The sequence below is a fragment of the Vagococcus sp. AM17-17 genome (genome assembly GCF_003471765.1).
Taxonomy (GTDB): Bacteria; Bacillota; Bacilli; order Lactobacillales; family Vagococcaceae; genus Vagococcus; species Vagococcus teuberi.
Genome location: NZ_QRJY01000002.1, coordinates 281,387 through 302,713, shown reverse-complemented (window position 1 = coordinate 302,713; position 21,327 = coordinate 281,387). Strand labels below are relative to the sequence as shown.

The following is a 21,327-nucleotide window of genomic DNA, read 5'->3' as shown; positions in this document are numbered from 1 at the left end:
TCCAAGTAGTAGTGCTACAAAGCAAAAAATAGCCCATATATGAACTTTTAGTTTAAAAAATTTTCGAATAATCAGTCACACATCCTTTTTGGTTTATTATACTATAAAAAAACATTTTGTTGATGAAATAACATTTAAATTTTATCTTCTCATTTTTTCTCAGACAATTTTTATCATTATACTTGTCATAAGAGAATTGATTTGCTATAATCATAAACAATAATTAAATAAAAGTTAGAGATGAGGCGCATTGATCATTATTAGATAAGGTTTGGAATCTGCAAGATACCTTATTGAAAGGGTGATATGCCGAAATGTATATGTTATTGCAGTAGCATATGCGTTGGATTTGTAGTTAATAGCTATAAGTCTGTCATTATTTTCAAAAATAATGGGGTGCATCGCTTGTAGATAGTTAAGACAAGTTCATGCCTGTGAACTTGTCTTTTTTATTTTTCGATGCCGATATAGGAGGAAAAATAAAATGACAAAAAGAAGTGTCATTAAATTTGGTGGAACATCGGTCGGAGATTTTTCAAAAATTAAAAACATTGCAAAATATCTAGCAAATCGTGCCAATAATGGTGAGGAATTAGTTGTCGTTGTTTCTGCGATGGGGAAAACGACAGATGAGTTGTTAAAAAATGTTGATTTGTTATCCAAGGAACCAGACCAATATGATTTAGCCCTACTTCTAACTACTGGAGAACAACAAACGATTTCTTACTTAGCTATTGCGCTAAAAGAGCTTGATGTCAAGGCAAAAGCGATGACAGGATTTCAAGCAGGGATAAAAACAAAAGGGCATTACATGAAGAGTAAGATACTAGAAGTCGATAATGAAGCTTTTAAGAAAGCGTTCTGTTCAAATAAGGTGGTTGTTGTAGCGGGTTTTCAAGGGATGAATGCAGATGGCGAGTTAACAACGCTTGGTCGTGGAGGAAGTGACACAACAGCTGTTGCCATTGCATCATCTTTAGAAACATCTTGCGAAATTTATACAGATGTTGCAGGAGTGTATGGCACGGACCCACGAATATATCCAGCAAAACGAATAGATGTTGTGAGTTTTGAAGAAATGATGGAAATGAGCGCATTAGGCGCTGGCGTACTTGAAACAAGAAGTGTTGAAATTGCTAAAAATTATCATGTACCCATTTATTTAGGACAAACATTATCAGATGAAAGAGGGACTTGGATTATGCCACAAAAAGATATATTAGAGAAAAAATTAGAGAAAAAAGCAGTAACAGGTGTTGCACTTGATAAAGACATGCATTATGTCACATTTAGCTATCCAGAAAATGATGCCACTTTATTGAAACAATTGTTTATTTTATTAGAAAAAGAAGAAATTAATATAGATATGATTTCTCAAATTGTCAATGAAGACGGGTTGCAATTGTCGTTTACGATGAAAGACACAGATACGGTCGAATTAAAACATATATTTGATACGTTACACAAAGAATTTACTGAATTAAATTACGTGGTGAAATCAGACTATGTTAAAGTATCCGTGATTGGTTCAGGCATGCGAGATATGTCTGGTGTTGCAAGTAAAGTATTTATGACATTGTTAGAAAATGATATTGAATTTTATCAAGTAACCACCTCTGAAATTAGTATTTCTTATGTCGTGGATCAGACAAATGGTGTGTTAGCAGTTGAAAAATTATGTGAAGCGTTTGGGTTATAAAAGAGAGGAGAATGAATGATGACCCCATTATTTAAAGGTGCAGCTGTTGCAATTACCACTCCATTTAGTCATGACGAGGTAGATTATGCGACATTTGAAAAACATGTAAATTTTTTAATCGAGGAAGGACTTCAAGCGTTATTTGTTAATGGGACAACTGGCGAAGGATCGACATTAACAGAAGAAGAACGACTTAACTTAATTCGTTTAGCTCTTAAAGTATCAAACGGACGAGTACCAATTATCGCAAATACAGGGACAAATGATACAAGAGCCTCATTATCACATTCTTTAAAAGCAAAAGAAGCCGGTGCTGATGCGATTATGTTAATTACACCTTATTACAATAAAACAAGTCAACGTGGTTTAATCAAACATTTCACATTGATAGCAGATGCGGTAGGGTTACCAGTTGTCTTGTACAATGTACCTTCTCGAACTAATATGACGATTGAACCTGAAACGTTAGTTGAATTAGCAAAAAATCCTCATATTGTAGCATTGAAAGATGCAACAGGAGATATGGAATATTTACGTCAATGTAAAGAATTATTACCTAGTGATTTTGCTATTTATAGTGGTAATGATGATGCGATTATCCCGTTTTTTGAAGGTGGAGGAGACGGTGTGATTTCTGTTTTAGCTAACGCTACACCAAAAGAATTTCAAGAAATTTATACGACATTCCAGGAAAATCCAGCTGAGGCTAAAAAATTATTTGAACAAATTTTACCACTTATTAAAAGTTTAAGTGTTGATATCAATCCAATGCCAATTAAAGCTTTAGTTAATCATTTAGGTTATGCTGAAGATAAAGTTCGTTTGCCATTGGTCGAACTAGAAGACGATGCACGTGCGCCAATCGAACAAGCATATCATGCATTTAAAGGAGAGTAATCTATGAATATTATATTAGTTGGCTATGGTGCAATGAATCAACGAGTGGCTCATTTAGCGAGTGAGAGAGGACATCGTGTAGTGGGTATTGTGACGCCTGTTGAAGGAGAGTATCCTTATCCAGTGTTTCAAGTGACAGATGAGTTACCTAAAGCAGATGTTATGATTGATTTTTCTCATCCAAACTTAAGTTTACCGATGATTAAAAAAAATACTGGAATCCCGTTAGTTGTGGCAACAACTGGACAAAAAGAAGACATCATTGCGTCATTAGAAGCTGTATCCAACACAACACCAGTTTTCTTTAGTGCCAATATGAGTTACGGAGTCCACGTGTTGACGGAAATTATAAAATACAGCGTACCATTACTTGAAAATTTTGATATCGAATTAACAGAAAAGCATCACCGTAAAAAAGTCGATGCACCAAGTGGCACTCTCGTGAAATTATATGATGCGATTAAAGAAATCAAACAAGAGTCTTATCCTGTTTATGATAGACATGAACGCCATACGCCAAGAGATGATGACGAAATCGGAATTAGTGTGATTCGTGGTGGCTCGATTGTTGGAGAACATGAAGTGCTATTTGCCGGTGAAGAAGAAACAATTCAAATTATTCACCGAGCACAGAGTAAAGATATTTTTGCCAATGGTAGTTTAGATGTGGCTGAAAAATTAGTCCATAAACAACCAGGATTTTATACATTTGATAACTTATAGAAAGAAGGGGTATTTTTGGAATTACAATCAGCACAAGAAATTATTCAATATATTAGTGAGAGTAAAAAGCAAACACCAGTAAAAGTTTATGCCAATGGAGAATTTAAAGGAGTCGAATTTCCAGAAAGTTTTAAAGTGTTTGGTTGCAAATGCTCGAAAACAATTTTTGCAGATTATAGTGAGTGGGAAGTGTTTTATGAAGCGAATCAATCACTTTTTAAAGAGGTAGAGATTGAGTATGACAGACGTAACTCAGCTATTCCTCTTATCGATCAAACAAAATTAAATGCTCGTATTGAACCAGGTTCATTTATCCGCGAGCACGCAGTGATTAAAGATGGTGCAGTTGTCATGATGGGAGCGACTATTAACATTGGGGCGGTCGTCGGCGAAGGAACGATGATTGATATGAATGCTACACTTGGTGGGCGAGCAACAACTGGAAAAAATGTTCACGTCGGTGCCGGAGCGGTGTTAGCAGGTGTTATCGAACCACCTAGTGCTCAACCAGTTGTGGTAGAAGATGATGTGTTAATTGGCGCCAATGCAGTTATTTTAGAAGGCGTTCGAGTTGGAAAAGGAGCGGTTGTAGCTGCAGGCTCAATCGTAACAGAAGATGTTCCAGCTGGTAGTGTTGTAGCAGGAATTCCAGCAAAAGTGATTAAACAAGTGAGTGACGTAAATGAATCAAAAATTGAAATCGTTCAAGCATTGAGAAAGCTAAATGAAGATTAATCCAAGAAAGATTATAGATAACAGGAGATGGTCGTGTGACAGAAGAGTATTTAATACAGACACGTCGTTGGTTGCACCAACACCCTGAATTAAGTTTGCAGGAATTTGAAACAACTGCTTTTATTAAAAAAGAGTTGGATAAAATGGGTGTAGCATATGATACGCCACTTGAAACAGGTGTTGTAGCTTATATCAAAGGAACTGGAGATAAAAGTATTGCGTTTCGAGCAGATATAGACGCGTTACCTATTCATGAAGAAAATAATTTGGATTACCGCTCACAAGTAGATAATGTCATGCATGCATGTGGTCACGACGGTCATATCACCATGTTATTAGCGTTTGTTAAACAGGTAAAAGAATTATCTAAGGTTTCTCCACTTAAATCAACGGTTTATTTCATTTTTCAACCGGCAGAAGAAACTTATGGTGGTGCAAATATCTTACTAAACCAGTATCAGTTTGATATGACACCATCGTTTGTTTTTGGGTTACATATGATGCCAGATGAAAAAGAGGGAGTCATTGTATCTAAGCCAGGACCTATTACAGCTAGTGCAACAGAGTATCGTTTTTTTGTTAAAGGACTATCGGCTCATGTTGCCAATAAAGAGCAAGGCCATTCAGCTGGAGAGGCATTATTAACTATTTTAAATCAGTTATCTCAACTGCAACAGTATCATCTCGCCGGGTTACACCAAAATATTGTGCATATTGGCTCATTTAAATCTGGAGAAGCGATTAATACTGTCCCATCAAATGCGTATCTAGAAGGCACGATAAGAACTTATAGCCAAGAGGATTTAGACATTGTAAAAGAACAAATGACAAAAATTAAACAAGCAAGTGAGCTGTTGACAAATTGCTCGGTTGATCTAGTGTTTGCTGAAGGGTATCCTTCAACGATTAATGATGTGACAGCTTATGACTTGATGAAAGACGCGAGTGAGGACACAAGTTTAACGTGGGTTGAAAAAGATGAACCTTATCTATTTGGAGAAGATTTTTCATTTTATCAACAACTAGCCCCATCATCATTTGCTTTTTTAGGTTGTCGTAATGAGGACAAAGGTTATGTCACAGGGTTACATACATCGACCCTTAATTTTGATGAACGAGTACTGGCAAAAGGTGTTGAGTTATATACATCATTATTAAAACGATTCGAGGAAACAGTATGACAGCAACTTGGACGGTAAATAAATCAATTTTTAAAGAAAATATCAAACAAGTCGCCGGCAATTTACCAGTGATGGCTGTTGTAAAAAACAATGCGTATAATTTTGGACTAGACTTTGCGATTAAAACGTTTCTGGAGTCTGGAGTAGAAACGTTTAGCACGACATCTTTACGAGAAGCCATTAAAATTAGACAATTAGCACCGGAAGTAGTGATTTTTTTAATGAATCCCTCTGTTGAATTTGACACGTTAAAAGAGTGGGACATTCAGATGACATTACCGTCTTTATCTTTTTATCATCAATATAAGAATGAGTTATCTGGGATTAAAGTCCATTTAGAATATGAAAACTTACTTCATCGTTCAGGGTTTAAAACATTTGATGAGATGAAACAGGTGATAAAAGAAAATAGTGACTTACCTAAAGAAAAACAACTAGATATTACAGGGATTTGGACGCATTTTGGCTACGCTGATGAATTTGATGTGAGTGAATATGAGATAGAAAAAGAAGCGTGGTTAACAGGATTAAACGATATATTAAAACAATATGATTTTCAATTTATTCATGCACAAAATAGTGCGAGTTTCATGCGGGATGAGTTATTTGAAAACCACACTCATGCAAGATTAGGCATCGTGTTGTATGGTTGCCGCCCATATTCAAGTTTATCTGAAGTCTCTGTGAAACAGTCACTAACATTAAGTGCTAATGTGATTCAATGTCGTGAGTTAAAACAAGGTGAATCAATTGGTTATAGTTTTTCTTATACTGCTGATAAAGATATGACGATAGCAGTTGTTGATATTGGATATGGTGATGGCTTATTACGCACGCGTAGTAAACATGACTGTATTATTAATGGTACACGGTACCAAATCAATGCACTCATGATGAGTCACTTATTGGTTGAAGTGGATAAAACAGTGAAGCCACAAGATACTGTTGTGTTATATAGTAAAGACATGCGAGTTGACGAATACACGTTTAAAGGGGTAGGAGCTAACTCTGAACAACTCAGTGCACTGAATCATTGTACGTTAGAAAGGAAGATTATTGAATGACACTAGATTATATAAATGGTGAATTAACCTTACATGGTCATAAATTAACAGATATCGCACAAGAATACGGCACACCGCTTTTTGTTTATGACGAAGAGATGATTCGTAATCAGTGCCGAAGATTTCATCAAGCTTTAAAGTCTTCAGGTTTAACGTATACCATTTCTTATGCATCAAAAGCTTTTTCAGCTATTCAATTATTTAATTTAATGGCAGAAGAGAACATGGGACTTGATGTGGTGAGTGAGGGAGAGCTATACACTGCCTTACAATCGAGTGTGTCACCAGATACGATTCATTTTCATGGAAATAATAAAACGGATCAAGAAATTCGTTATGCAATCGAGTCGGGAGTCGATTATTTTGTGATAGATAGTTTATCAGAAATTGAACGATTAAATGAGTTAGCAACAAAAAAAGTCAAAGCATTACTTAGAATCAACCCAGGTGTTGAAGCACATACACATGAGTTTATCCAAACAGGTCAAGAAGACAGTAAATTTGGTTTAAGTATTCAAAAAGGGCTGGCTCTTGACGGGGTTAGAAAAATTGAACAAGCTGAAAATATAGAGTTTATGGGGGTTCATTTTCATATTGGTTCTCAGATTTTTGAATCTACTGGGACGGTTGCCACAATTAAACAAGTCATCAATTGGTTGTCAGATAATCAGATTCAAGCTCAAGTATTAAATATTGGTGGTGGATTTAGTATCAAGTACACGGATGATGATGTGAGTTATCCGATTGAAGAAGGAATTAAAACCATTACAGATACATTGAAAACAGCATGTCAAGAAGCAAGTTACCCACTTCCTGCCATTTCATTAGAGCCAGGGCGTTCGATTGTGGGAGAAGCGGGTATGACACTATACGAGGTAGGAACGGTTAAAGATATTCCTGAAACAAATTATTATGTGTCGATTGATGGAGGAATGAGTGATCATATCAGAACAGCGCTTTATGGAGCTACGTATGACTTATTATTAGCAAATCGAGAAGAAGAACACGATAAATTGATGACAATTGCCGGTAAACTTTGCGAATCAGGTGATATTATTAGACGAGACATAAAATTACCGTCAAGTATACACCGTGGAGACCTACTTGTGGTATTATCAACAGGTGCCTATCATTACAGTATGAGTTCCAATTATAATCAAATGTTAAAACCTGCTGTAGTCTTTGTCACGCCAAAAAAAGTTCGTTTAGTGGTGAGACGTCAGACACTAGAACACCTTACAGCACAAGATGTAAGGTAAAACGAAAGAAGAGAAGAGCAATGGAAGAGATACAATTTAACAAAAGAGCCATCAATCTACAAGTACCAGGAACAAGAAAATTTTCAAATCAAGTCAAAGAATATGAAGACGGGGTGGACTTAACACTTGGTCAATCTGGCTTTGCAACACCTGAGTACATTAGAGAAGCTATGATTGAGGCAATCAACCAAAATAAATTGAGATACACACACAATAGAGGGTTAATCGAATTACGTGAAGCTATTTCAGCTTATAATAAAAAACGTTTTAATGTGACATATGATGCTGAGACAGAAATCATTGTGACTAACGGTGGGTCTGAAGCAATTGATAGTGTGTTACGAACGATTCTTGAAGAAGGAGACGAGGTGATTATCCCTTGTCCAACTTATTTAGCGTATGAACCAATTGCGAAACTTCAAGGAGCTAATACTGTCTTAATTGATACGACGAAGACCAATTTTGTCTTAACAAAAGAAGCTTTAAAACAAGCTATTACACCAAAAACCAAAGCGATCATTTTTAATTACCCAACAAATCCAACAGGTATGATTCCATCGTTGGAACAAATGAAAGAACTGGTTGATGTATTGAAAGACACGGATATATTTATTCTGACGGATGAAATATATTCTGATAATGTTTATGATGGTGAGTTTCATTCATTTATGGAGTTTCCGGAAGTTAGAGAACAATTATTTGTCATCAATGGTTTGTCTAAATCTCACGCGATTACAGGTGGGAGAATCGGCTACATATTAGCGCCACCTTTTGCAACAGAGCAAGTCACAAAAGTGCATTTGTATAATTCAGTTTGTGTGGCTACTCCTTCTCAATACGGAGCGATAGCTGCTTTTACAGATGAAACAGGACCAGGTATTTTAGCAAAAATGAATGAGGCGTATAAAGAACGACGAGATTTTACGTATAAACGTTTGAGAGAAATGGGGCTACCCGTTGAATTGCCAAAAGGTGCCTTTTATATTTTTCCGATTATAGCTGAATACAACAAAGATTCGTTTGAATTTGCCTCTGAACTTTTAGAAGCAGAACATTTAGCTGTGGTACCAGGAAGAACTTTTTCAATTTATGGTGAAGGTCATATTCGTCTATCTTTTGCGTGTTCAATGGAAGAACTTGAAGAAGGATGTAACCGATTGGAACGATTTTTATTAACGTATAACAAACAATAAAGATTAGATCTATTTTATTTATTATGTGATTACTACATCTTTGTGATGTGATAGCTTGTTTTTCTAGTCATAACCTTTTATGAATAGATGTTGTCGATTGAACAGTCTATCCTCATCTATTTAAAAGTATTGTCAGAATATATCTTTTGAAGGATTCAAGTTTCCAACTAGGCGAGAGTCGTGGAGTAGACTTGTGTCTTTCTTTTTTTAATCTATTAGAATAAATAGTTTAAAAAAAGAACAGCATCGTCGTTACTCAATTGAAATGATGTGTCATATTTGTTTAAATAGATGTAGTAAATAAAAGCGAAGAGGTATCTTATGAAGACACAAAGAGAACGAATGACTAATGGAGACATTTATTATCCAGGTAGTGGTGATTCTGAATTAAGACATTTATTTATGGAGAGCAGACGTTTGATGAGAGAGTACAATCAAACTAGTGAAAATGAGCCAGAAAAACGTAAAGAAATGTTGAAAAAATGGTTAGGCAAAACAGGAGACAACATATATATTGAGCCGAATTTTAAGTGTGATTATGGTTTTAATATATCTGTAGGAGAAAAATTTTATGCTAATTTCGACTGCATTATGTTAGATGTCTGCCCTATTACAATTGGAGATTATACCATGTTTGGACCCAGAGTGAGTTTGCTAACAGCCTCTCATCCGATTGATGCTGAAATTCGGACATCTGGTTTAGAAATTGGTTCACCAATTAGAATAGGCAATCAAGTTTGGCTTGGTGGCGGTGTGATAGTTAATCCAGGTGTAACGATTGGGGATAATTGTGTTATTGGTTCTGGTTCAGTTGTCACCAAAGATATTCCTGCTAATACAATTGCTGCTGGGAACCCGTGTCGTGTAATACGTGACATCACAGAAGAAGATAAAAAATATTGGGAAGAAAAAGCACAAATATATTGGGATGAAGTCGAAAGTCAGAAGTAATGACGGTATATGGTATATTGCATAAAGTTATGTTACTTTATATAAGTAGATAATCTAGCACAAAGGAGTTTTATTAGTGAAAAAGAAATTAAGATTGTTTGGGTTAGTATCAGTTGTAACATTAGGTTTGTTAGCTAGTTGTGGGACAAAAGAAGGAACACAAGAGAAAAAGACGATAGATACGTCGCAAAAAGAAACACTATCATTAAGTTTTGGTGCCATGCCAGCTGTAGATAGTTTACCAGTTTATATTGCAGAAAAAGAAGGTTACTTCAAAGAAGAAGGACTAGACTTAGAATTAAATAGTTTTAAATCACCTAAAGACCGTGATGCTGCGTTAATCAGTGGAAACTTAGATGGGGCTAATACTGACCTTATTGCACTAAGTACGTATAGACAAGGCGATATGGATGTGAAAATTGTTAGCCAATCAATTGGAACGTTTTCGATTTTAACAGGAAATAATGACATAACGTCTTTAACTGATTTAAAAGGAAAAACAGCAGGATATGCCAAAAATCAAGCACCGTATTACTTCTTAGACGAAGCATTAAAATCAAACGGCTTAGAAGTGAGTGAAGTTGGCTTTGAAGAAGTGCCTCAAATTCCAATTCGAGTGGAATTGACTCTTAATCATAAAATTGATGCAACGGTAGTTCCTGAGCCATTTAGAACAATTGGAATGGCACAAGGTTTAAGAGAATTAACTAACAGTCAAGAGTTAGACATTCAATCAACAGTATTTGGCTTTACAAATGATTCATTGACTAATAATAAAGAAGCCATTGAAGCTTTTTACCGAGCTTATAACAAAGCCGTTGATTACGTTAATGAGCATGATATAGATACGTATTATGATGTATTAAAAGAAAAAATTGGGTTTACAGATGAAATAAAAAAAGACGTGACATTGCCTAAATATGTTCATGCTGAACAAATTGATGGTAAACAAGTCGACCATGCTTTTAATTGGTCTAAAGAAGAAGGAATCTTTACAAAAGAATATAACCAAAAAGATGTGATGAGTGATTTACTCGTTAAATAAGTATAGAGGTGAAAGAGATGTTAAACATTGATAAAGTCAGCGCGTCGTATGATGATGTCGGCCTGATTTTGGATGACATCTCTTTTACTGTTTCTAAAGGAGACATTGTGGCATTGATAGGGCCTAGTGGAACGGGAAAGTCAACACTATTAAACTCGATTACGACACTTCATAAGGAGTATGAAGGGATGATTACTCTAAATGGTGACGTCATAAATCCAAAAAAACAAAAAATTGCTTGGATACCACAAAATTATGGTTTATTACCTTGGGAGACAGTAAAAGAGAATATTTTATTAGGTGGAACTATTCGTAAATTAAAACCATCTGATTTAAACTCACGATTAAATCATTTAGTAGAGGAGATTGGATTGGCGGCTCTTTTGGAACGTTACCCAAATCAATTAAGCGGTGGCCAACAACAACGCGTTGCTATTGCCCGAGCGATGCTAGTGACGCCAGATATCTTTTTATTAGATGAACCATTCTCAGCCCTAGATGCGTTAACACGTGAGCATATGCAAGAGTTATTCTTAACACAGTGGTCAAAAGAATTATCACCGACTATTTTAATAACCCATGATGTTGAGGAAGCAGTGTTTATGGCAAGTCAACTCGTTTTATTATCTGGTAAACCCGGAACAATCAAAGCAGTAATTGATAATCCTAGCTTTTCACTTTCATTAGAAGAAAAAAGGCTATCTCCATTGTTTTATGACACTATTAAACAAGTGAGAGGAGCGATGGAAAAATAATGAGAAAAAATATGTTAAAACTTATTCATGCTCTGATAGCATTTATTTTTTTAAATTGTTTGTGGTGGTTGGCTAGTGTGTCGCTCAATCAAAACATGTTGCCATCACCTTTTGCAGTGTATCGTCATTTATTTACAATGAATTCCTCCATCCTATGGTTACACACTTATAATAGTCTGGTTCGCTTATTTTGGGGAATGTTTATTGCAATAGTAATTGGGTTTGTGATTGGAGTGTTGATGGGGAGATTTCCGAAAATAAATCAGTTATTAGATCCCATCGTGTATTTAACTTATCCAATTCCTAAAATTGCCTTACTACCTATTATTATGCTGTTATTTGGTTTAGGTAATGTGTCAAAAATTACTTTACTTGTTTTAATCATTGTATTTCAAGTGGTTTTATCTGTTAGAGATGGTGTAAAGACTATTCCAAAAAATTACTATCATCATTTATATGTGTTAGGAGCTAGCCAATTTCAGCAGTTTTACAAAATTACCTTGCCGGCTGCTTATTCAGCTATTTTAAATGCGATAAGAATTGCGTTAGGAACAGCTATAGCTATTTTATTTTTTACAGAAGTGTATGGCACTAGCTATGGGTTAGGATTTTTTATTATGGATGCTTGGGGCCGATTGGATTACTTAGATATGTATAGTGGTATTTTGGTATTGAGTTTAGTAGCATTTATTTTATTTCAATTAATAGACTTGGCAGAAACTAGAGCTAACAAATGGCGTAAAACTAATTAAAATAGGTAGATAACGACAGTTAAAGCTGTCGTCAGAAAAGGAACAAACGCAATTTTTTCTATACGTTTTGATGAGAGTAAATTCATGAACAAAATAAATAGAATACCAAGTGATGATGCGATGAAAATGAGCCAAATGAGTTGTAAGCTAGACAAACATGTTGCCCACATGACTAAAAGTTTCACATCACCAAAGCCTAATTGATTAGGTAACAGGTAGCTGATTAGTCGTAATATCAGTAAGACCATCATAGGTAAAACAATTTGTATATGGGGTATCTGTGATATAAGTAAAGAGGTAAAAAATAGTAGGGATAGGAATGGATCGACGATGTATTGGTAAATATCAATAATCGATAAAGAAAATCCCATTAAAATAAGTAAAATATCAGTTGTAGAAGTATGCTGCAGACATAGTAGAATTAAAAAGCATATACATCCCAATAGATTATGTAAAGATATAATCTGTTTAGGGTGTGTCATGCTTTTTTCTTGATGAAACTGGTAAAAATAAAAGTAAAATAAGATAGTATAAAACCAAGATAAAAGTAAGTATATTAAGAACAATAGAATTCCCTCCTTTAAGAAAAGATACGTAATAAGACAAAACATTCTTTTTAAAAAAAAGTATGGTAAAATAATAGTAATAAAGTCAAATAATGGAGTGTAGATGGCATGTTTAAACATAAAAAAAAACTTGTTTTAGTATTTTGTATGATTGCTCTTTTCTTTTTTTCTGGATGTTCATCTAAAGGAGAAAATGTAGATAAAGTGGTGTCGTTATTTGCCAATCGTTTATTCTATGATACACAAGTGGATGACTATAAAGAAATGTTTTCAGATAGCCAGTTATATAATAAACGAGCTCAAGAAGTAGAAGAAGATTTACAAAATAATTTTGCTACAGTTTTTGAACCAATTTCTGGAACATTATCTAAAAGCGAAAGAGAAGATATCTCAATATCATTAATTGATAAAATCAGAGACAAGGCGAGTTACTCTTATACAATTGATGAAACCACAAAAAATACTATAAAAGTGACATATCATATTAAAGGGTTTGACTATGCTCATCTAGTAGGCATGACGATGTCAAATTTAATCAAAAATGAGGATAAAATAGAGCCAGGATCTGTTGGGGCAAAACACATCGTGACATCTGCTTATTATGATGCATTGGAAAAATCATCAAGTGTTGATAAAGCAGTTGATGTCAGTGCTTACTTTAAGCAAGATAATAACAAAAAATGGTTAGTAGATAAAACAAAGTCAAAAGAAACAGATATTCAGAATTTATTATTTGCTTTTATGACCGGTAAAAAATACGATGATGATTATGAAAAAAAAATGTTGGAAGAGATCAATCAAATTACGACACAAGATTCAACAAAATAAGCAAAAATACCTTTTTTCCGATTAATTGGAAAAAAGGTATTTTTAAGCTGGATTAATTAAAGGGCTCTTCTTTTTTTTTAACTTTTTTTGTGTTTGTAAATATGTAGTAAACAATGAACAGTCCTGTAGCACTAAAGAAACATATGACACCAACAACAAAACCAGGAGGTAAGAAGCTTAATTCAATATCATGAACACCTGCTGGAACGTTAAATGTTAAGAACCCATCTTGAAAATCTTTTGTTGCGACTTGTTTATTATCAACTTTTACGGTCCAACCTTTATCAAAAGGAATGGTCGTAAAGACGACTTGTTCTTCAGGAGTTTCAACATGAGCCGTTGCTTTTCTACCATTTACAACAAATTCTACCCCTTTATCTTTTATAGAGTTCATTGCAGCATCGAATTTTGGGATATCCAATAAAACAACTGGCGGATTAATTAATTCAACTTCATCTGTCCCATAAAGTGTCACAGAAAATTCAACGATCGAATCTTCTTTGAAATATCCTAGGTTGTAATATTGTCCAGTGATACCAATTTGTGACTCATAACTGACATTTTGCGTCGTTACTTTAGCTGTAGAACTTTTTAATGCTCCAAAGTTTGTTGGAAATAGACTATAGTAAGCTTGTTTTCCAGCAGGAACACTAACTTGGTAGTTAACTACTTTTGCGACATTCGGCTTTTGCTCTTTGATAGCTATTCGATTATTAGATAAATTAGTGATTTGAGCATTCTGTGTACTAATTACTGATGGTGATGTGAAGGTATAGTAAACTTCATTTAAATCAGCTAATTGATTGACTAAATTCGTTTGAGCACCTAAATTATCCTTTTCAGGTAGTTTTATTTTATACAACTCTTCATTTGTAAGCATTCCTATAGGTATAGCATTTTTATTTTCATATAATGTGTATTTTCCTCGTTTTTCTATAGGTAAAAAACCATACTTCAACACGTTTTGAGTACTGATATTATATTTAATCCCCATCAAGCTATCCATTAATAATGTATTATTTTGATAGCGTATATTTAAACTAGTCCCTCTCGATCTAAACCCTAAAGTATTTAGTAAAGCAGAAGAATGTCGATTTCTAATAGAAGAAAACATACTAATGCCGCTATAACCATAATTAAAGCTATCATTGCTTGAAATTGGAGATAATGATTCTAAACGTTGGAAAGAGTCTTTATCGTCTTCTTCAGCTTTATCAACCAAGTATTTATAATCAGGATATGGACTAGAGTAAAGACTTCTTGAAGCATAGTTCCAGTCTTCTAAAATACCATTTAACATAAATGATGTATTGATGTAGGCTTCCCCAGTTACTATGAGTAATAATAGAAAGACAAAAGATTTTCTAGGTAACTGATTGATTTGATAGAAAAAGATTCCCACAAGATATAAAGCCAAGAATAAAATGGTCAAGACAAATTGTTTCAATGTGACAAAAGCATAACTATCTTTACTTGAAGCAAAGAATGCCATTGAAAATAGTACGGCTAAAATTAAGACAATTCCAACCATCACATTTAAATCTTTTTTAGTGAATTTTTCCCATCCAAATCCAGCTAGCATCACAACTAAAAATGAAAATAAGAAGCTATATCTGAATAAAAACATGTTTGGAGCATGCATGCCGTGCCAGAATAAGTTAAGCGGTTCAATATAAAAACTTGCTATTAAGACGGCAAACAAACTGGCATAACCAATTTTATTCTTTAATGGAATTAATCGTGAACAGAAGTAGAAAATACAGAAAATAAGTGGCAAAATACCAACATAAATAAAAGGAATAGAACCGTATTTTGTTGTATCATAAACCCCTATCATATTTTTTATGACGATGTCCCAAAAGGCAGTTGCTTCTGTTTTAAATTTTGTCATTTCTGATAGGGTTTCACCATTAGATAATAAATCAAAAACAGCTGGAAGAATCATAATCATTGATGCAACACCAGCAAGTAGTGACGTTGTTAAGTAGGGAATGATTCGTTTTTTATATAATTGTGAGTTTGTTACCACTCTAACAACGAAATAAAGAAATGAAAACAATCCAACCATAAATCCAAAATAAAAATTCGAAACAAACAACAAGAAATATGAAACAAATAACAGTGCGGACTTTCCTTTTTCAAGCACGCGATTGATTCCTAAGAAGACAAGAGGTAGGTACATAAAGACGTCTAACCACATAATTAATTCTGATTGAGCCATAGCAAACGACATTAAGGAATATGATATGGCTAAAGTCACATGAGAGAGATTTGGTAATTTATACGTTTCTTTGGCAAAATACCAAAAAGATAGACTTGCAGCACCAATTTTAATCAACGTCATAACATATAATGCATCAGGAATATTTTGATTATCAAAAAAGAAGACAATCGGTGTGAATATTCCACCTAAATAATAAGAAATAAGTGACCAGTAGTTCAACCCAAGTGAGGCATCCCATGTATAAAAGATACTTTGTTTACCATGTAAAACATTATTAAAACTCGCATGAAAATTTGAAAACTGTGAAAAGGCATCACTTGCTAATACGCTTCTAGCACTTCCAGGGTAAATTCCTAGGCTAAGATAGACGCCTATCATGATTAAAAAGGGAATTATAAAAGCAGTAAGTCCATACTTACCACTAGTTTTAAAACTTTTTTTTATTTTTGATGACATAATCGTTCATTTCCCTCCTGAAAAGTAAATTTATCTAATTTGGCCTTCCCCAAAAACAATATATTTTGTTGTGGTTAAATCATTTAATCCCATTGGTCCTCTTGCATGAAGTTTTTGTGTGCTAATCCCAATTTCGCCACCAAAGCCGAATACACTCCCATCAGTAAAACGTGAAGAAGCATTAACGTAAACCACAGCAGCATCAATTTGTTGCATGAATTTTTGTGAGTTTTGGTAACTATCTGTCACAATCACTTCTGAATGTTTTGTTCCATAATGATTAATGTGGTGAATGGCTTCATCTAAACCATCGACAAGTTTGATAGCTAAGATTAGATCGTTAAACTCTGTCGCAAAATCTTCTTCAGTCGCTAGTTTAGCGGTTGGGAGGTAGGGAAGAGCTTCTTTATCGGCACGTAATTCAACATGATGATTATCCAGTTCAGGACCAACTAACGATAAAAAGTTTGTTGCTATAGACTTATTTACTAAAAGAGATTCTGTAGCATTGCAAACAGAAGGACGCTGGCATTTTCCATTAATGACGATATCTTTTGCCATCTCTAAATTTGCTTTGTCATCAACATAGATATGGCAATTTCCTGTTCCAGTCTCAATCACAGGAACAGTCGCATTTTTGATAACAGATTGTATTAAATTTGCTCCACCACGAGGAATTAAGACATCTAGATAGTCAGATAGTTGCATAAATTTTGTCGCCGTTTCTCTTGATGTGTCATCGATAAATTGGACACATTCTTTAGGGAAGTCAACAGCATCTAAGGCTGCTTGAATAGTGTGAACTAAAGCTTGGTTAGAATGAAATGCTTCTTTTCCACCTCTTAAAATAATGGCATTTCCAGATTTTAAGGCAAGGGAAGACGCGTCTGTTGTAACGTTTGGTCGTGACTCATAAATCATTCCAATTACGCCAAGTGGCACACGCTGTTTACCAATCAGTAAGTTATCTTCGTTTCGCCACATATGATCAACTTTTCCGATTGGATCATCTAATTCAATGGTAGTTTTAATATCTTGTTGCATCGTGTGAATGCGCTCTTTAGTCAAGAGTAAACGATCGACCATAGTTTCAGGAATACCGTTTTCACGAGCTAATTCAATATCTTTTTTGTTAGCGGATAGAATATCTTCCATATTATTATCAAGATGTTTCACGATTGATAATAATGCATTATTTTTAGCTTTAGTCGTTGCATTGTTTAAAAAGAATGCAGCTTTTTTTGCCTGTTTACCAAGTGTCTCTAACAGTGTCATGTATAACTCCTCCTTTTTATCACCTATTTGAAAAAAGTGTCCCTATTGTTTTGCCTTCTAAAATATCAAATAAAATAGCCGGATCTTTTCCACTAGCTAAAATCATTTGAGATTGATTGTCTAGAACTCGTTTTGCTGCTTTTAGTTTACTAGCCATACCTCCAGTACCAAACTCGCTTCCCTTATCACCTGCTGCCATTTTCATAACATCTGTAATTTCAGAAATATGGGAGAAAAGTTGAGCTTCTGGATTTGTTTGTGGATTATCATCGTAAAACCCATCAATATCAGATAACATCAGTAATAAGTCAGCCTGAGCTAAGCTACATACAATAGCAGATAATTGGTCGTTGTCGCCAAATTTTGTTAAGTGGTCCAATTCATCAACCGACACGCTGTCATTTTCGTTAACGATAGGAATCACTCCCATATTAAGCAGTTCTTCAAATGTGTTAATGACGTTTTGTCTGCTTGTTGGAAAGTCAATCACGTCGCGAGTTAATAACACTTGGGCAGATTGCTGATAGTAGGCTGCAAAACGTTGTGTGTATATTTTAATCAGTTCCGATTGACCAATTGCAGCCACCGCTTGTTGTTTTGCGATTGTTTCAGGTCGTTTATCTAAACCAAGTAATTTCATTCCAACACCAATCGCACCTGAAGAAACTAAGATGACTTCGTACCCTAGTTGTCTAAGTGATGTGAGTGTAAAAGCTAATTGATCGATTGCTCGTAAATTAATCTCTGTATTTGGTAGAACCAACGAACTGGTCCCGACTTTAATAACGAGTCGCTTACTTTCCTTTAATAATTTTTTTCTCTCCAAAGTAATCCCTCTTTTTTGTTTAATGACTATTTTTTTTAGTGTCTATCCATGCTATAATAACTTATTTTTAATTGTGTTTCCACTAATAGAAAATGAATTTTTTTATTTGAGTGTTGACTTTAAAAAAAATGAGTATATGATTGTCATGAATACTAACTTTTTAAAGAAATGAGGAGTGAAAAAAGTGAGTCAAAAATCTAATCAACAAGCTATAGATCGTTTTACATTAGGTGGAACGCTTGTTGCTATGGGAGTTGTTTATGGAGATATTGGAACCAGTCCTTTGTACGTTATGAAAGCCATTGTGGATGGAAATGGAGGACTAGCCCACGTATCAGAGACGTTTATCTTAGGTGCGGTATCATTAGTTTTTTGGACATTAACTGTATTGACAACGATAAAATATGTCATGATTGCACTAAACGCTGATAATCACGGTGAGGGTGGTATTTTTTCACTTTTCACATTAGTTAGAAAGAATAGTCGTTATTTGCTTTATCCTGCAATGTTAGGTGGGGCGACATTACTCGCTGATGGGATTTTAACGCCAGCAGTGACGGTCACAACGGCTATTGAAGGCCTTAGAGGGATTCCTTCTTTTTACGAGACGTTTGGCGATAGTCAACAAATTATTGTCATTATAACGGTTATTATTATCTTTTCATTATTTATGGTACAACGATTAGGAACAAAAAAAGTCGGCACACTGTTTGGGCCGATTATGTTTGGTTGGTTTACATTTATTGGATTAATTGGTCTATCAAACTTCATGGGAAATCTTTCAGTTATTCGTGCACTAAACCCATATTATGCTGTTCATTTATTGTTTTCTGGAGAAAATAAATTAGGAATACTTATTTTAGGAAGCGTGTTTCTAGCAACAACTGGAGCAGAAGCATTGTATTCAGATTTGGGGCATGCTGGTAGAAAAAATATTCGTGTAAGTTGGCCATACATCAAAGTCTGTTTAGTTTTAAATTACTTTGGTCAAGCAGCGTGGATTATCCGTGTTAAAGATATGCCTGAGTATCAAAATATGGATATGCTTAATCCATTCTTTAGAATGATGCCACAAGCACTGACTGTTGTAGGGGTGGTTTTTGCCACAGTTGCGGCGATTATCGCGTCACAATCATTAATTTCTGGTTCGTATACATTGGCCTCAGAAGCGATTAAATTACGTTTACTACCAAGGATGAAAATTATTTACCCAACTGACCAAAAGGGGCAATTGTATATTCCAGGGATTAATAACATGTTAATGATTGGCTGTTTAGCTGTTGTGTTTGGCTTTCAAACATCTGCTCGTATGGAGGCTGCTTATGGATTAGCAATCACCATTACAATGTTAATGACAACTATCTTGTTACTTGTTTACTTACTACAGGAAGGAACCCCAAGGCCACTAGCGTATCTGATTTTTATCTTTTTTGCAGTAATTGAAAGTATCTTCTTTGTTTCCAGTGCATCTAAGTTTATGCATGGAGGCTATGTGGCATTAGGAATCGCGTTAATTATTTTCCTCGTCATGCTCATTTGGCATCGTGGAAATATCATCACGGAAGCAACATCTAAACGAATTTCCTTATATGACTACAAAGAGCAATTAGGTGAGTTAAGAGATGATACGGATTGGCCACAACTTCAAACTAATTTGGTCTTTCTAACATCTAAAATTAAGGGTCATTTAATTAATCGAGAAATCATGTATTCAATTTTAGATAAAAGCCCGAAACGTGCGAAAGTGTATTGGTTCGTGAATGTATTTGTTACCGATGAGCCATACACTAAGGAATATTATGTGGATATGATGGAGACGGATTACATCGTGAATGTACAATTACGATTAGGATTTAAAATGCCGCAAGAGGTGAATGTCTATTTAAGACAGATTGTCCATGATTTGATGAATGAAGGAAAGTTACCAAAACAACCTCAAAAATATTCGATTACACCAGGAAGAGATACGGGAGATTTTTCATTTGTATTGATACGTGAAGAACTATCGCGTGTGACCGAATTAAACTGGTTAGATACTTTAGTGATGCAAGCCAAACTTGGCATTAAGCGTTCAGCAGTTGATCCAGCTAAATGGTACGGATTAGAATATAGTGATGTGATTATGGAGTATGTGCCACTTGTGATTCAACCAAAGAAAAATAAAGTGACATTACGGCAAGTTCAGGTCAACGAATTTTATGAAGACGATGACGAGTAAGACAATTAATAAAAGAAAGAGTAAGATTTATTTTTACTCTTTTTATTTGCCCTGTTTTCGGGTAGGATTAAAGAAATTAGAAGTAAAGGAAGGTAAACTATGAGTAAAGTAAGAGGGTTTGAAAAAGTATCAACATTTGAGGACATTAATTTACCAAAAAGAGCAACTAAAAGTGCTGCAGGATATGATTTTGAGTCGGCTGTTGATATTGTGATTCCAAGTATTTGGAGGCAAGGCATTGCTAAAGTATTAAAAGCCGTTTTATCAAAAGAGGTGTTAACAGTGGATGCTAACATGCAAAAAGAGCTAAAAGCAACGCTTGTTCCAACAGGAGTAAAATCATATATGGGTGACGATGAGTTTTTACAAATTGCCAATCGTTCAAGTAACCCGTTAAAAAATTTTTTAGTGTTAACAAACGGTGTAGGGATTATTGATAGTGATTATTATAATAATGCAGAAAATGAAGGGCATATTATGATTCAATTATTAAATTTTGGTTTAACAGATAAGCACATCAAAAAAGGAGATCGAATCGCTCAAGGGATCTTTTTACCCTTCTTAAAAGCAGATAATGACTCGGCTAAAACAGAACGCACTGGCGGATTTGGTTCATCTGGTAAATAATTCTTAAGATGAAATGGACTCTTTATTAGAATCGGATGATTTATGTTAAAATA

General features: G+C 34.7%; 19 protein-coding genes and 1 riboswitch. Of the genes, 15 read left to right on the top strand and 4 right to left on the bottom strand.

Features of this window, described 5'->3' with window-relative positions; all coding sequences use genetic code 11:
* Positions 1 to 232 precede the first annotated feature (232 nt).
* A riboswitch (Lysine riboswitch) is annotated at positions 233 to 410 on the top strand.
* Between the two features lie 74 nt (positions 411 to 484).
* The 12 genes from DW196_RS05285 to DW196_RS05230 all read left to right on the top strand — a co-directional run bounded on the left by DW196_RS05285 (position 485) and on the right by DW196_RS05230 (position 12,254).
* Entirely contained in the window at positions 485 to 1,699 is a 1,215-nt protein-coding gene (locus DW196_RS05285) for an aspartate kinase (protein WP_118250505.1), read from the top strand.
* A gap of 18 nt (positions 1,700 to 1,717) precedes the next feature.
* Positions 1,718 to 2,596 carry a 4-hydroxy-tetrahydrodipicolinate synthase gene (gene dapA / locus DW196_RS05280; protein WP_118250504.1) on the top strand — a complete coding sequence of 293 codons (879 nt, stop codon included), beginning with the start codon at positions 1,718 to 1,720 and terminating at the stop codon, positions 2,594 to 2,596.
* 3 nt (positions 2,597 to 2,599) lie between these two features.
* Positions 2,600 to 3,319: a 4-hydroxy-tetrahydrodipicolinate reductase gene (gene dapB / locus DW196_RS05275; protein ID WP_071457631.1), complete on the top strand. Its 720-nt coding sequence runs from the start codon at positions 2,600 to 2,602 to the stop codon at positions 3,317 to 3,319.
* A 15-nt stretch (positions 3,320 to 3,334) separates the two neighbouring features.
* Positions 3,335 to 4,054 (top strand): 2,3,4,5-tetrahydropyridine-2,6-dicarboxylate N-acetyltransferase, encoded by a 720-nt coding sequence (dapD, locus tag DW196_RS05270; RefSeq protein WP_071457630.1) that lies wholly within the window; start codon positions 3,335 to 3,337, stop codon positions 4,052 to 4,054.
* A 35-nt stretch (positions 4,055 to 4,089) separates the two neighbouring features.
* A complete protein-coding gene (locus tag DW196_RS05265; RefSeq protein WP_118250503.1) occupies positions 4,090 to 5,235 on the top strand; it encodes a M20 family metallopeptidase in 1,146 nt (381 codons plus the stop codon).
* Positions 5,232 to 6,299 carry an alanine racemase gene (gene alr, locus DW196_RS05260; RefSeq protein WP_118250502.1) on the top strand — a complete coding sequence of 356 codons (1,068 nt, stop codon included), beginning with the start codon at positions 5,232 to 5,234 and terminating at the stop codon, positions 6,297 to 6,299. The genes DW196_RS05265 and alr overlap by 4 nt, the downstream gene beginning before the upstream one ends.
* Positions 6,296 to 7,558: a diaminopimelate decarboxylase gene (lysA, locus tag DW196_RS05255; RefSeq protein WP_118250501.1), complete on the top strand. Its 1,263-nt coding sequence runs from the start codon at positions 6,296 to 6,298 to the stop codon at positions 7,556 to 7,558. Before alr ends, lysA begins: the two co-directional genes overlap by 4 nt.
* 20 nt (positions 7,559 to 7,578) lie before the next feature.
* Complete coding sequence (locus tag DW196_RS05250) at positions 7,579 to 8,751, top strand: aminotransferase class I/II-fold pyridoxal phosphate-dependent enzyme (protein WP_118250500.1); 1,173 nt, start codon at positions 7,579 to 7,581, stop codon at positions 8,749 to 8,751.
* A 321-nt stretch (positions 8,752 to 9,072) separates the two neighbouring features.
* Entirely contained in the window at positions 9,073 to 9,702 is a 630-nt protein-coding gene (locus DW196_RS05245; RefSeq protein WP_071457626.1) for a sugar O-acetyltransferase, read from the top strand.
* A 76-nt stretch (positions 9,703 to 9,778) separates the two neighbouring features.
* Positions 9,779 to 10,747, top strand: coding sequence for an ABC transporter substrate-binding protein (locus tag DW196_RS05240; protein ID WP_118250499.1), 969 nt, complete (start codon positions 9,779 to 9,781; stop codon positions 10,745 to 10,747).
* 17 nt (positions 10,748 to 10,764) lie between these two features.
* Positions 10,765 to 11,502, top strand: coding sequence for an ABC transporter ATP-binding protein (locus tag DW196_RS05235; protein WP_118250498.1), 738 nt, complete (start codon positions 10,765 to 10,767; stop codon positions 11,500 to 11,502).
* Between the two features lie 11 nt (positions 11,503 to 11,513).
* Entirely contained in the window at positions 11,514 to 12,254 is a 741-nt protein-coding gene (locus DW196_RS05230) for an ABC transporter permease (protein WP_233541920.1), read from the top strand.
* On the opposite strand, the gene DW196_RS05225 is transcribed toward DW196_RS05230, so the two are convergent.
* Positions 12,251 to 12,820, bottom strand: coding sequence for a prepilin peptidase (locus tag DW196_RS05225; protein ID WP_158563524.1), 570 nt, complete (start codon positions 12,818 to 12,820; stop codon positions 12,251 to 12,253). The genes DW196_RS05230 and DW196_RS05225 overlap by 4 nt on opposite strands.
* Positions 12,821 to 12,928: 108 nt before the next feature.
* Between DW196_RS05225 and DW196_RS05220 the strand changes: the two genes are divergently transcribed.
* Positions 12,929 to 13,648 carry a hypothetical protein gene (locus DW196_RS05220; RefSeq protein ID WP_071457622.1) on the top strand — a complete coding sequence of 240 codons (720 nt, stop codon included), beginning with the start codon at positions 12,929 to 12,931 and terminating at the stop codon, positions 13,646 to 13,648.
* Positions 13,649 to 13,700: 52 nt separating this feature from the next.
* Here DW196_RS05220 and DW196_RS05215 read toward each other — a convergent pair whose 3' ends face one another.
* Genes DW196_RS05215 through proB form a run of 3 tightly spaced genes read right to left on the bottom strand, consistent with a single transcriptional unit; the run spans position 13,701 to position 18,429 of the window.
* Entirely contained in the window at positions 13,701 to 16,328 is a 2,628-nt protein-coding gene (locus DW196_RS05215) for a YfhO family protein (protein WP_118250494.1), read from the bottom strand.
* Between the two features lie 30 nt (positions 16,329 to 16,358).
* On the bottom strand, positions 16,359 to 17,603 hold the full coding sequence (locus DW196_RS05210; protein ID WP_118250493.1) for a glutamate-5-semialdehyde dehydrogenase: 1,245 nt from the start codon (positions 17,601 to 17,603) through the stop codon (positions 16,359 to 16,361).
* A 19-nt stretch (positions 17,604 to 17,622) separates the two neighbouring features.
* Positions 17,623 to 18,429, bottom strand: a complete 807-nt coding sequence (proB, locus tag DW196_RS05205; RefSeq protein WP_118250492.1) for a glutamate 5-kinase — start codon at positions 18,427 to 18,429, stop codon at positions 17,623 to 17,625.
* 247 nt (positions 18,430 to 18,676) lie between these two features.
* On the opposite strand from proB, the gene DW196_RS05200 reads away from it, so the two are divergent.
* Entirely contained in the window at positions 18,677 to 20,647 is a 1,971-nt protein-coding gene (locus DW196_RS05200) for a KUP/HAK/KT family potassium transporter (RefSeq protein WP_071457888.1), read from the top strand.
* A 99-nt stretch (positions 20,648 to 20,746) separates the two neighbouring features.
* Positions 20,747 to 21,274 carry a dUTP diphosphatase gene (locus DW196_RS05195; RefSeq protein WP_071457618.1) on the top strand — a complete coding sequence of 176 codons (528 nt, stop codon included), beginning with the start codon at positions 20,747 to 20,749 and terminating at the stop codon, positions 21,272 to 21,274.
* The last annotated feature ends 53 nt before the right edge of the window (positions 21,275 to 21,327 follow it).

What these genes read in the sequence shown, in the direction of transcription:
- DW196_RS05195 (WP_071457618.1), top strand. Translation starts at nt 20,747, where the DNA reads ATGAGTAAAGTAAGAGGGTTTGAAAAAGTATCAACATTTGAGGACATT.
- dapA (WP_118250504.1), top strand. Translation starts at nt 1,718, where the DNA reads ATGACCCCATTATTTAAAGGTGCAGCTGTTGCAATTACCACTCCATTT.
- DW196_RS05200 (WP_071457888.1), top strand. Translation starts at nt 18,677, where the DNA reads ATGGGAGTTGTTTATGGAGATATTGGAACCAGTCCTTTGTACGTTATG.
- DW196_RS05285 (WP_118250505.1), top strand. Translation starts at nt 485, where the DNA reads ATGACAAAAAGAAGTGTCATTAAATTTGGTGGAACATCGGTCGGAGAT.
- DW196_RS05210 (WP_118250493.1), bottom strand. Translation starts at nt 17,603, where the DNA reads ATGACACTGTTAGAGACACTTGGTAAACAGGCAAAAAAAGCTGCATTC.
- alr (WP_118250502.1), top strand. Translation starts at nt 5,232, where the DNA reads ATGACAGCAACTTGGACGGTAAATAAATCAATTTTTAAAGAAAATATC.
- DW196_RS05230 (WP_233541920.1), top strand. Translation starts at nt 11,514, where the DNA reads ATGTTAAAACTTATTCATGCTCTGATAGCATTTATTTTTTTAAATTGT.
- lysA (WP_118250501.1), top strand. Translation starts at nt 6,296, where the DNA reads ATGACACTAGATTATATAAATGGTGAATTAACCTTACATGGTCATAAA.
- DW196_RS05245 (WP_071457626.1), top strand. Translation starts at nt 9,073, where the DNA reads ATGAAGACACAAAGAGAACGAATGACTAATGGAGACATTTATTATCCA.
- DW196_RS05215 (WP_118250494.1), bottom strand. Translation starts at nt 16,328, where the DNA reads ATGTCATCAAAAATAAAAAAAAGTTTTAAAACTAGTGGTAAGTATGGA.
- DW196_RS05250 (WP_118250500.1), top strand. Translation starts at nt 7,579, where the DNA reads ATGGAAGAGATACAATTTAACAAAAGAGCCATCAATCTACAAGTACCA.
- DW196_RS05235 (WP_118250498.1), top strand. Translation starts at nt 10,765, where the DNA reads ATGTTAAACATTGATAAAGTCAGCGCGTCGTATGATGATGTCGGCCTG.
- DW196_RS05220 (WP_071457622.1), top strand. Translation starts at nt 12,929, where the DNA reads ATGTTTAAACATAAAAAAAAACTTGTTTTAGTATTTTGTATGATTGCT.
- dapB (WP_071457631.1), top strand. Translation starts at nt 2,600, where the DNA reads ATGAATATTATATTAGTTGGCTATGGTGCAATGAATCAACGAGTGGCT.